Genomic DNA, 11,812 nt, shown 5'->3' with positions numbered 1-11,812 from the left:
TGAAATGCGAGGGGAATTGCCGAAAATTGTGTGAACAGAATTCGGCGGCGAAGCTTTAAACAGAAATGAGGGTGATGTGAAATGACGGCAAAGAAAGATTATTATGAGGTTCTTGGCGTTGACAGAAGTGCAGATGAAAAGACTTTAAAGAAAGCTTATAGAAAACTGGCGAAAAGATATCATCCAGATACGAACCCAGGGAATGGGAATGCGGAACAAAGATTTAAGGAAGTGACAGAGGCGTATAACATACTCAGTGACCCAGAAAAAAGGACGCTTTATGATCGGTTCGGCCATGAGGCTTTCGAGGAAGGTGGCTCAGGGACTTATCGCGGGTTTGGAGGACAGAATGGGAATTATCAGGAATACCATTATGAGAATGGGGGTATGGATGATATCTTGAAAGAGATGTTTGGCAGTTTCTTTCATGGAGAGGATTTTAGAGAAAATGGATTTCAGCGGCAGGACTATTCTGGCAGAAAGGGCGCAGACCTGAGGACGGAGGTTACAGTCAGCTTTGACGAGGCTGCTTTTGGGTGCGAAAAAGTTATCAGTATCCAACGGCCAGACGGAAGAGTGCAGTCTTTGCAGGTTTGCATTCCAGCAGGGATTGAGGACGGAAAGAGTATTCGACTTCGGGGAAAAGGAGAACCAGGATTCGCCGGCGGTCAGTCAGGGGATTTGCTGATGAAGGTAAGAGTAAAGGAAAAACGTGGCTTTCACCGGGAGGGACAGGATGTGTATACAACGGTGGAGATTCCGTTTACGACGGCTGTGTTCGGAGGCGAGGCGCTGATTCAGACCTTGGATGGTCAGGCAAGATGCCAGATCAAAGCGGGGACTCAGTCCGGGACGAAGATTCGGTTGAGAGGAAAAGGAATCGTGTCCATGAAGAACTCTTCCATACGAGGCGATTTATATGCGACGGTGCAGATTCAAGTTCCGAGAGCTCTCAGCTCGGAAGAGAGACAAAAATTAAGAGAGTATGAGAGTGTGTGCAAGCAGGGAAAGAAGCGCAGGGAAGGTGTGGCGTAAGTCAGTATTTCATGAAAAACAGACACAGGCAGGTTATCACCAGCGGGAACTGTTGCGCATCGTGCGGAGTCTTCTGGAAAATCGGGGGATTCATAAGATTTTAATGGAATAATCTCAGTGGATCTAAGAGAGGCGGTACACGTTCTGAATCGTGTACCGCCTTTTGTTATGAAAATATTCCAGTATTAAGAGAGGGTACGGATAAAGCGCAGAAAAGCTTCGGTGCCCTCAGGAGTATATTTGTATACGCCGGCGTCTTCTAAGACACGGCAAAATACTTTGCCGATTTCCTGTTGTAAGATCTGCTGAACATTTTCCTCTGTGACAGTAGGGTAGGAAGGGAGAAATTCTTCCACCCAGTCGGCATGTTTGAGAAGATCAGGATTGCTTCGGAGATCTTTACCTTCGAGGATATATTTTGCCAGCAGGTCCATTTCATGCTTCAGACGGCTAGGAAGAACGGCCAGTCCCATCACCTCGATCAGACCGATATTTTCCTTCTTGATGTGGTGAAGAGCTTCGTGGGGATGAAAGACCCCCAGAGGATGTTCATCGGTGGTGATATTGTTGCGCAGCACCAGGTCCAGCTCATACAGCTCTCCATTTTTGCGGGCAATTGGTGTAATGGTATTGTGGGGAACCCCATCTGTCTCGGCAAAGATAAAGGCAGTCTCATCGGTGTAACCACGCCAGTTTTTCAGGATATGGTCGGCCAGGGAGGTGAGCCGGTCTGTGTCAATTCCCCGTAGGCGGATTACGGAGAGCGGCCATTTTACAATGCCGGCCTCAATTTCTTCGTATCCGACCACAGTGAACGGTCTGACGATGGGAGCTTTTGCCATGGCAAAGGTGTAATGGCCGCCCTGGAAATGGTCGTGGCTGAGGATGGAACCACCTACGATGGGAAGGTCTGCGTTGGAACCAAGAAAATAGTGAGGGAACAGTTTGATAAAATCAAACAATCTGGTGAAGGTGTGCCTGTCAATTTTCATGGGGACATGCTCGCCATTGAAGACGATGCAGTGTTCGTTGTAATAGACATAGGGGGAGTACTGAAAGCCCCATTCTCTGCCGTCCAGCGTCAGCGGTATGATTCGGTGATTGTCCCGGGCAGGATGGTTAACTCTTCCAGCGTATCCCTCGTTTTCCATACAGAGCAGACATTTGGGGTAGGTGGAGGACTTTGCCTTGCCGGCTGCTGCGATTGCCTTTGGGTCTTTTTCCGGCTTAGACAGGTTAATGGTGATGTCTAGAGAGCCATACTCAGTGTTCACTTTCCATTTCTGATCTTTTTTGATTCGGTAACGGCGGATGTAGTCGCTGTCCTGGCTGAGCTTATAGTAATATTCCGTGGCTGCCAAAGGGGACTGTTGGTATCTTGTTTGAAATTCCTGCTGAATCTGGGCGGGACGGGGCAACAGACAGTTCATAAGTTTAGCGTCAAACAAATCTCGGTAAGTACTGGTGTCTTCTATGATTCCCCGGGAGACGGCTTCATCCAGAAGACACGTGAGAATTTCTTCCAGTTCGAGGTGTACCAGGTCGCAAGGGACGTCTTCATAGTTCTCCTCCTGAAATAGAGAAAGCAACTGGTTAGTGGTATAAATCTTTTCTGAACGGGGGATCAGTCCCGTGTCAATTCCGTATTGAACTAATTTTTTGATTCCTTCAAATAACATTTTGTAACCTCCTCTCAGTCATCTAGGCGGGAAGCTCCGTCTCCGATGTCTACGGTGTAAAATTCCGCCTCGTATCCGGTTTTTTCCCTGTATGCGTCTTTGATAGTTTCAATGAAAGCGCTGACCGCCTCGTTTTTAACCAGGCTGACGGTACAGCCGCCGAATCCGCCGCCAGTGATGCGGGAGCCGATGACACCAGGTGTCTTCCATGCCAGGTCTGTCAAAATATCAATCTCTTCGCAGGACACCTCATAGTCGTCCCGCAGGGAGACGTGAGACTGGTTCATTAGCTGTCCAAATTGTGTGATGTCGCCTTTTTTCAGGACGGCAGCGGCGGTGATGGTGCGCTGATTCTCATAGACAGCATGTTTGGCCCGTTTGCGGTGCAGGTCGTCCCGGATACAGTCTTTGTTTTTCTCGAATTCCTCCGGTGTGAGGTCTCCTAGAGAGGAGATTGGAAGCTTCGTCTTCAAGTCTGCTAGGGCTTCCGCACATTCCCGGTAGCGGTCGTTGTAGGCAGAACTCACCAGACTGTGCTTTACTTTGCTGTTCGTGATGATGATTTTGGCGTCTTTGAGCTGAATAGGTGCGTACTCATAGTTCAAGGAGCTGGTGTCAAGGAAAATCGCGTGATCTTTCTTTCCCATGGCGACCGCGAATTGGTCCATGATGCCACAGCTACAGTCGTTAAAATTGTTCTCAGAGTACTGCCCTAACAAGGCCAGGTCTACGGGGGAAAGTGTCTGGATATCGAATAAATCTACGAGTACGACTCCGGTTAGCACTTCTAGAGAGGCGGAGGAAGACAGACCGGCCCCTTTGGGAATGTTGCCCCAGACCACCAGGTCAAACCCTTGTTTCAGCTTGTAACCTTTCTGGGCGAAAGCCCAGACAACTCCGAGGGGGTAATTGGCCCAATGGTAGCTGTCTTTGTTGGTAAGATCATCTAAGGAAGCTTCTACGATCCCTATGTTGTATAAGTTACAGGAATAAAAATGCATCAGCCGGTCATTGCGTCTGCGGGCGACTCCATAGGTGCCTAAGGTCAGTGTACAGGGAAAGACATGACCGCCGTTGTAGTCTGTGTGTTCTCCGATCAGGTTGACACGGCCGGGTGAGAAATAAAAATGAGCATCTGTGGCATCAGAGAAAAGTCCGGCAAATTTTTCGTACAGCCTTTGTTTCATAGTTCGTACGCCTCCTAATATATGAGTGTAAGTTCCAGATTTTCTATTTTTATTATAAAGGTAAAAAAGACGGGAGTACATTGAAAATCTGTACAATATTATGTAAAAATGTTGTTTGAGGGTTGGTTAAGAGATATAATGGAAGCGAGAAGGCAGGTGGAAAAATGACAGAAACATACAAGTATTCGTATAAAATTGAAGAAAACCGTTTAAACGCACTTTCCGTTTACAATGTGGGGTATCAGAAATGCGAACCGGGATACCAGTGGGGACCGGGAATACGGGATCACTACTGTATCCATTATATTTTGTCAGGAAGCGGTTATTATTCTGCAAGACAGGAATCCTGGTATTTGGGAGTGGGAGATATGTTCATCCTCTATCCTGGAGAAGAGGTACATTACTATGCAGATCAAGCAGAGCCATGGGAGTATGCCTGGGTAGGCTTTATGGGGTCAGATGCCGGTTCAGTGATTCGGAATACCGGATTTTCCAGAGAAAAGCCCTACATTAAAAAAGGCTGTATACCAGACGAGCAGCTGCGTAGCGGGTTGGAGAGAATCTATCAGTTGAAAGGAAATACCTATGAGGCGTCGGTGGCTATGACGGGTGCTCTGTACAGCCTTCTGTCTGTGTTTATGCACTATTATGACAGAGAAGATCAGGGAAAAGAGATACAAATGTTGTATGTGGAACAGGCACAGAAGTACATAGAGACGAATTACTCCTATCCGATTACGATAGAAGATGTGGCGGCCTATGTGGGAATTAGTCGCAGTCATCTATTTCGCTCTTTTCAAATGCACACAGGAAAATCGCCGAAGGAGTATTTGTCGGAATACCGAATGAAGCAGGCGTGTCGTCTGTTGAAGGAAACGCAGCTGTCCGTTTCTGCGATTGCCTATTCGGTGGGGTTTGAGAATAATCTGTACTTCTCCAAAGCGTTTAAAAAGTACAGAAAACAAAGTCCGTCTGTCTATCGCAGACTACCGGAAGATTTTGAGCGGGAAGATGGATGAGAGATGTCAGGAGATCAAAAGTTTGGTATTGTAAAAGTTTAAGATTTTATATAAAATATAATAGATTATATATTATCTGAAAACTATGGAGGGTTTGTTACAATGAGAGATTTTATCTATGAGATTCCGGTGAAAGTCTATTTTGGCCGGGAACAGTTTGGCCATCTGGGTCAGGAACTGAGCAGACATGGAAAAAAAGTACTGCTCATATATGGAGGAGGTTCTATCAAGAGGACGGGTCTGTATGACAAGGTTGTTTCTGAGATCGAGAAAGCCGATTTGAAGCTGTATGAATATTCTGGAATTGAGCCTAATCCACGTATTGATTCGGTCAGAAAAGGCGCGCAGCTATGCAAGGAAGAGCACATTGACGTGCTTTTGGCTGTGGGAGGCGGTTCTACGATCGACGCGGCGAAATATATGGCTGCTGCTGCCTGTGCAGACTGTGATCCCTGGGATTTTTTAGAGAAAAAAGCTCCTGTCAAAGAGGCGCTGCCGATCGTCACGATACTGACGCTGGCGGCCACCGGGTCAGAGATGGACGCCTGTGGTGTCATCAGCAATCCTGAGACTCATGACAAGATTGTGGGGATGTCGCCGAAGTTGTTTCCAAAGGCTTCTTTTTTGGACCCGACAAATACCTACACGGTGAGCGCCTATCAGACGGCCTGCGGTGCGGCGGATATCATGTCTCATGTCATCGAGACTTATTTTAATATGGAAGATGGCCTGTATATGTTGGACTGTTTTATGGAAGGGTTAATGCAGACCGTGGTGAAGTTCGCGCCGGTCGCGTTGCGTGATCCAGAAAATTATGAGGCGCGCGCAAACCTGATGTGGGCGTCCTCCTGGGCGATCAATGGTTTCATCAGTGGTGGGAGAAGTCACCTTTGGAGCTGCCATCCTATTGAACATGAGTTGTCTGCGATCTATGACATCACCCATGGGCTAGGGCTTGCAATTTTGACTCCACGCTGGATGGAATACTGTCTGAATGAAAGGACAGTCTCTAAGTATTATCAGTTTGGAACTAGAGTTTTTGGGATTGATGCTTCTTTAGAACCGATGACTGTGGCTAGAAAAAGCATTGAGCTGTTATCGGAGTTTTTCTTTAAGACGTTGGGGCTTAAAAGCACATTTACGGAAGTGGGAATTCAGAAAAAGGATTTTGCCCATATGGCTCAGAAAGCCTGTGAAGGAGATGTGCTGCAAAGCGGTTTAGGGCCTTTGAAACAGGAGGACATCGAAAAAATTTTTGAGATGTGTCTCTAGAATAAGGCTTGACATGGTTGCTTGTAATTCGTATAATGTAAATCAAATATTCGGAGTGTTTTTGGAATCAGGAAAGGAAATTAGCAAGCATTATGGACGACGCCGATAGCGACGCTGACCAGGAAAATTACATATGGTCTCAAATGGCAGAAGACATAACCTGTGGACCCATTCTCGGGACACAGGCTATGTCTTTTTGTGCTGCTAGGAGACAAGGCTACGAAAGATTTCATGTCTGATTTTTACCAAAAGCGGTCAGAATATAAATAAAATATAAGAGAAAGAAAGGAGTGGTATATCCGATATGGATAATCACAGACAAATGCCTTGGCATTCGAGAGAGCTAGGAGAAGTATATCAAAGGTTAGGCACTTCAGAGGAGGGGCTCAGTGATGCCGAGGCAGAAAAAAGATTACAGAAAAATGGTTACAATGAGTTGAGGGCGAAACCGCCGAAAACAATCTTGCAGATGCTTTGGACTCAGATATCAGACCCAATGGTCTTGATTTTGGTTGGAGCAGCTGTGTTCTCGGGAATTCTCAGGGAATGGACAGAAGCAGTAGTGATCGCGACGATTGTGGTGGTAAACGCGGTGATTGGAATCGTGCAGGAGAAAAAAGCACAGTCTTCTCTAGAAGCACTGCGAAATATGAGTGCGCCCACTGCCCGGGCTTTGCGCCAGAGAGAGGAAAGTCTGATACCAGCGAAAGAACTGGTAGTGGGAGATGTGGTGTTTTTAAGTGACGGTGACATGGTGCCGGCAGACGTCCGCCTGATTGATTCGGCAAACTTGAAAGTCCAGGAGGCATCGCTTACAGGGGAATCGGTTCCTTCGGAAAAAGAAGCAGACCAGGTGCTTCCTGTGGAGTGTGCGCTGGGTGACCGGGGAAATATGCTGTATACTTCCTCGATTATTACCTATGGCCGTGCGACGGGTGTTGTGGTTGCTACAGGTATGGACACAGAGATGGGGAGTATCGCACAGATGCTGGACAGTCAAGATGAACTGGACACTCCGCTGAAACGAAAGCTGAGTGTTCTGGGACAGACATTGACTTTTGTGGGATTGGCAGTGTGTGTGCTGATTTTCGTCATTGGAATGTTGTATCAGAGACCTTTGGTGCCGCAGTTTTTGGTGGCGATCTCTTTGGCAATCTCCATCATTCCGGAAGGTCTTCCTGCCACAGCTACGATTGTCATGGCCCTGGGAGTACAGCGGATGGCAAAGAAAAATGCTCTGATTCGGAAATTGCCTGCTGTGGAAACCTTGGGAAATGCGACAGTGATTTGCAGCGATAAGACGGGAACCCTCACTTTAAATAAAATGACAGCGACAAAGATCGCAGTTAACGGAGATTTTGAGACAGGAACGCCCACGCAGGTTGAGAATGCGTCGGATCAGCATCCTGGTGTGTATAAGGAGTTGGTCTATGCGGCTGCCCTGTGCAATGACGCTAGTTTCGACCCAGACAGAAAGGGAGAGATTATCGGAGACCCCACGGAGGGAGCTCTCATTTACATGGCTCAGGCGTTTGGGATTGACCATGAGCGGTTGGAAGATGAGTATCCCAGACTGTATGAACAGCCTTTTGACTCGGAGCGAAAACGGATGACGACAGTGCATTCCATCGCGGGAAAAGTGGTTGCTTATACGAAGGGGGCGGTAGACGAGATGCTGCCTTTGTGTACTCAGATTATGACTGCTCAGGGGATACGCCCGATCACAGACGGTGATAGGGAGAATGTCTTATCTCTTTGTTCTGAGATGTCTCAGGAGGCGCTGCGAGTACTGGGCTTTTCCATGCGTATTCTTCCGAAGATTCCAGAGGAAGACGAGAATATAGAATTTCAGATGACGTTTATCGGAGTGGTGGGAATGATAGACCCACCGAGGAAAGAGGTTGCCGATTCCGTTCAGATCTGTCGGAACGCGGGGATACGTACGGTGATGATCACTGGGGACCATAAGGTCACAGCTTTGGCTATCGCGAGAGAACTGGGAATTTATCAGGAGGGCAACACGATTCTTACGGGTGACGAGCTGGATGCGATGGACGACGAGGCTTTGGATGCTGTGGTGGGAACTGCCACGGTCTTTGCCAGGGTATCTCCAGCGGATAAACTGAGGATTATTCAATCCTTAAAGCGCATTGGAGAGGTGACAGCAATGACGGGAGATGGGGTCAATGATTCTCCGGCACTGAAAGCTGCTGACATTGGTGTAGCCATGGGTGTCACTGGCACCGATGTGGCAAAAGATGCCTCGGATATGGTTCTTCTGGACGACAGTTTTACAACGATTGTGTATGCGATCAAAGAAGGGCGTCGTGTATACCGCAATATTCAGAAGGTGATACAGTTTTTGCTGGCTGGAAATATTGCGGAAATTCTCACGTTGTTTGTGGCAACTATATTGAATTGGGAAGCTCCGCTTTTGGCGGTCCACATTTTATGGGTGAATCTGGCGACGGCTTCCTTTCCCGCATTGGCATTGGGAATAGATCCTCCCAGCAAAAATATTATGAGGCATCGCCCAGTGAAATCGGGAACTCTGTTTGAGAAAGATCTGGTATACCGGGTAGTTATCCAGGGAGTGTTTGTCTCAGCTATGACAATCTGTGCCTACTGGATAGGAGCAAGCATGACAGGGCATGCAGCCGGGCAGACGATGGCGTTTTGTGTGCTGGCCTTCTCACAGATGCTTCGGGCATTTAACCAGAGGTCGAACACGGAGCCGATCTGGGTGAGAGCCGAGAATTTGAATCCATGGCTGGTGGTTTCTTTTTTGGCGTCTGCGGCTTTGATGTTGTGCATTTTACTTGTGCCGGCGTTACAGACGGCCTTTCAATTGACGACACTGTCTGTACTCCAGTGGATGATCGTCGTGGCTTTGTCCGTGCTTTCCATTGTGCAAATGGAAGTGATGAAGGTTCTCCGGCGCGGAAAATGATTACAGATTTCTATTGTCTGAATTTATACAAAAGTGGTATAATGTTTTTGACAATAGAAATGCACCTCTCATTTTGGAGAGATCAGGAAAAGGAGGATTCAGAAGATGGCAGTTTTTGAAGGTTGTGAAGGTAACTCCAAGACATGGGATTTGGAAGAACGTAAATGTCCGAAATGCGGCGAGGAGATGGATGTGTACACATACAAAGGAAGAGTTGTGGAGGATTCCATCTGTGGAAAATGTGGCTATGTGTTGAAGGCCCAGGAACAGGTAGTACCCGGACTGAAAAAAGAGAAAGAAGAATAAGACAGGGGGCTGCGGATTTTCCGCAGCCTTCCCTTTTACTTTTTGTTAAGATAGCGCCTTTCTGCAAGATTAATCAGGCTGTACAGAGCCATGGCGATGATACAGAGAATTACGATGGACATCAGAACCCATGAGAGTTTAAACACCTGACTTCCATAGATAATCAGATATCCCAATCCCTGTCTGGCACCGATGAATTCTCCGATGATGACGCCCACGAGACACAGTCCTATGTTGACTTTCATCACGCTGAGAATCAGAGGAATCGAGGAGGGAAGTACGACCTTTAGCAGAGTGTCCAGCTTCGTTCCTCCTAAGGTAGCGATTAATTTTATTTTGTCTTTGTCGATTTCATGAAAGCCTGTGTAGAGGTTGATGATAGAGCCAAAGATTGCGACAGAGATACCTGCCACAATGATGGTCTTTTGGTTTGCGCCCAGCCATACAATTAACAGAGGAGCCAGGGCAGATTTCGGAAGACTGTTGAGCACTACCAGATAAGGCTCCAGAATTTTGGAGAGTTTTGGAAATATCCAGAGTAAGACAGCAATGCCAAGTCCAAAAAGAACCACGAAAAAGAAACTGGCGATGGTCTCCCAGAGAGTGATTCCTATGTGAGTAAAAAGGCTCTGGTTTAGGCACATATCGTAAAAAGTACCGGCGATGATGCTAGGAGAACAGAAGATAAACGAGTCAATCCAGCCTCTGTCGGCTGCGGTTTCCCACAATATGAGAAAGGCGAGAAAGATAGCGACACGGAAAAACCAGATCAGGATTTTTTCGTGCTTTTTAGTCCGCAGATACTGCAGCTGAGCCTTGGATGGTGGAATCATGGTCATTCAACTCCTTCCAGATGAGATTAAAATAAGTTTTAAATTCCGGGGCATTTCGGGAGGCTAGAGGAGTCCGGTCAGGAATATCGAAGTGAACTTCGATGATGTCTTTGACAGTAGCAGGCCTGGCAGATAAGATCAAGACGCGGTCAGCCATGCTAAGAGCCTCTGAGATGTCATGGGTTACGAGGATTGCGGTTTTGGACTCCCTACGTATGATTTTTCCGATGTCATCGCTGACATTTAGCCTGGTTTGATAATCCAAAGCGGAGAAGGGTTCATCCAGGAGAAGCAGGTCAGGCTGCAGAGCCAAAGTACGGATTAAGGCTGCCCTCTGGCGCATACCGCCGGATAGCTGAGAAGGGCGGGCTTTTTTGAATTTGTCCAATCCATAAAGCTTCAGCAGATGGTCTACATAGGAACATTTGTCCGGGGTGAGCTGATGTCGAATTTCCAATCCCAAAATTACATTTTGATAGACAGATCTCCATTCCAGTAGATGGTCTTTTTGGAGCATATAGCCAATCTTGGCTTCGTCTTTGCCACCAGTAGCACTTTTGAGAGTGATCGTACCGCTCTCCGGAGTCAAAAGATGGCAGATCAGGTCTAAAAGTGTAGACTTGCCGCAGCCGCTGGGGCCTACGATTGCAAGAAATTCGCCTTGTTTTACCTGAAAAGATATATTCGAAAGGGCACGAGTCTCACCCTCTAACGTGTGATAAGAAAGGCAGACGTTTTGTACATCTAACAGTGTATCCATAGATTTACCTCCATTTTTGTATATAGTAATATATGACTTTTTTGAATTCTTGTGCTATACTAAAGCGGGACTTCCGCTGAAGAAAGCAGGATTGTCAGTATAAAGAGAAAGAGGCTTAAGATGAATCAGGTCAATTATCAAAAAAAATTAGATCAGTTGATTGAGATGAACCGAAGCCAGAAAAAGGTTCCTACCCTTTTTCTGCACAGCTGCTGTGCGCCGTGTAGCAGTTATGTACTGGAATATCTGTCCAGTTACTTTTTTGTCACGGTGTTTTTTTATAATCCGAACATTTCCCCTAGGGAAGAATACGAAAAGCGTGTCGGAGAGATTCAGCGTCTGATTAGGGAACAGTCCTATCTTTATCCGGTTAAATTCTTAGAAGGCGTCTATGAACCGGAACGTTTTTTTTCTATGGCAAAAGGGATGGAGATGCTGCCGGAGGGAGGCCAAAGATGTTTTGCCTGCTACCGACTCAGGATGGAGGAGGCAGCGAGATTAGCAGCCGAGGGTGGGTATGATTATTTTACAACGACACTCAGTATCAGCCCTCTGAAAAATGCACAGAAGCTCAATGAGATCGGTGAGGAATTGGCCAGGGTTTATAAAGTCAGCCATCTGCCCTCTGATTTCAAGAAGAAAAACGGATATCGAAGATCTGTGGAGCTTTCCCATGAATACGGACTTTACAGGCAGAACTATTGCGGCTGCATTTTCTCAAAAAGAGAAGCAGTAAAAAGAGAGCAGGCCAAAAAAATACAGGAGTAAAAG

At 46.9% G+C, this 11,812-nt stretch carries 10 protein-coding genes; 6 read left to right on the top strand and 4 right to left on the bottom strand.

Translation table 11 applies throughout. From position 1 onward, the window contains the following. Positions 1 to 81: 81 nt before the first annotated feature. Entirely contained in the window at positions 82 to 1,035 is a 954-nt protein-coding gene (locus BLHYD_RS08885; RefSeq protein ID WP_005945934.1) for a DnaJ C-terminal domain-containing protein, read from the top strand. A gap of 185 nt (positions 1,036 to 1,220) precedes the next feature. On the opposite strand, the gene galT is transcribed toward BLHYD_RS08885, so the two are convergent. Further along, on the bottom strand, positions 1,221 to 2,714 hold the full coding sequence (galT, locus tag BLHYD_RS08880; protein WP_005945931.1) for a UDP-glucose--hexose-1-phosphate uridylyltransferase: 1,494 nt from the start codon (positions 2,712 to 2,714) through the stop codon (positions 1,221 to 1,223). A 14-nt stretch (positions 2,715 to 2,728) separates the two neighbouring features. Next, the gene (locus tag BLHYD_RS08875; RefSeq protein WP_005945929.1) at positions 2,729 to 3,901 is read right to left on the bottom strand and encodes a galactokinase; all 1,173 of its coding nucleotides are present in this window, start codon (positions 3,899 to 3,901) and stop codon (positions 2,729 to 2,731) included. A 164-nt stretch (positions 3,902 to 4,065) separates the two neighbouring features. On the opposite strand from BLHYD_RS08875, the gene BLHYD_RS08870 reads away from it, so the two are divergent. From BLHYD_RS08870 to BLHYD_RS08855, 4 genes are all read left to right on the top strand, one after another. After that, positions 4,066 to 4,920 carry an AraC family transcriptional regulator gene (locus tag BLHYD_RS08870; RefSeq protein WP_021844909.1) on the top strand — a complete coding sequence of 285 codons (855 nt, stop codon included), beginning with the start codon at positions 4,066 to 4,068 and terminating at the stop codon, positions 4,918 to 4,920. A gap of 102 nt (positions 4,921 to 5,022) precedes the next feature. Continuing rightward, complete coding sequence (locus BLHYD_RS08865) at positions 5,023 to 6,192, top strand: iron-containing alcohol dehydrogenase (protein WP_005945925.1); 1,170 nt, start codon at positions 5,023 to 5,025, stop codon at positions 6,190 to 6,192. A 304-nt stretch (positions 6,193 to 6,496) separates the two neighbouring features. Further along, positions 6,497 to 9,142 (top strand): cation-translocating P-type ATPase, encoded by a 2,646-nt coding sequence (locus BLHYD_RS08860; RefSeq protein WP_005945921.1) that lies wholly within the window; start codon positions 6,497 to 6,499, stop codon positions 9,140 to 9,142. 105 nt (positions 9,143 to 9,247) lie between these two features. Further along, positions 9,248 to 9,448, top strand: a complete 201-nt coding sequence (locus BLHYD_RS08855) for a hypothetical protein (protein WP_005945917.1) — start codon at positions 9,248 to 9,250, stop codon at positions 9,446 to 9,448. 35 nt (positions 9,449 to 9,483) lie between these two features. On the opposite strand, the gene BLHYD_RS08850 is transcribed toward BLHYD_RS08855, so the two are convergent. Next, entirely contained in the window at positions 9,484 to 10,281 is a 798-nt protein-coding gene (locus tag BLHYD_RS08850; RefSeq protein ID WP_005945915.1) for an ABC transporter permease, read from the bottom strand. Next, positions 10,238 to 11,041 carry an ABC transporter ATP-binding protein gene (locus BLHYD_RS08845; RefSeq protein ID WP_005945913.1) on the bottom strand — a complete coding sequence of 268 codons (804 nt, stop codon included), beginning with the start codon at positions 11,039 to 11,041 and terminating at the stop codon, positions 10,238 to 10,240. Before BLHYD_RS08845 ends, BLHYD_RS08850 begins: the two co-directional genes overlap by 44 nt. Before the next feature lie 120 nt (positions 11,042 to 11,161). On the opposite strand from BLHYD_RS08845, the gene BLHYD_RS08840 reads away from it, so the two are divergent. Further along, positions 11,162 to 11,809, top strand: coding sequence for an epoxyqueuosine reductase QueH (locus BLHYD_RS08840; protein WP_005945911.1), 648 nt, complete (start codon positions 11,162 to 11,164; stop codon positions 11,807 to 11,809). The last annotated feature ends 3 nt before the right edge of the window (positions 11,810 to 11,812 follow it).

Origin of the sequence: Blautia hydrogenotrophica DSM 10507, from assembly GCF_034356035.1 — a bacterium.
Taxonomy (GTDB): Bacteria; Bacillota; Clostridia; order Lachnospirales; family Lachnospiraceae; genus Blautia_A; species Blautia_A hydrogenotrophica.
This window is presented reverse-complemented; position numbering and strand designations above follow the sequence as displayed.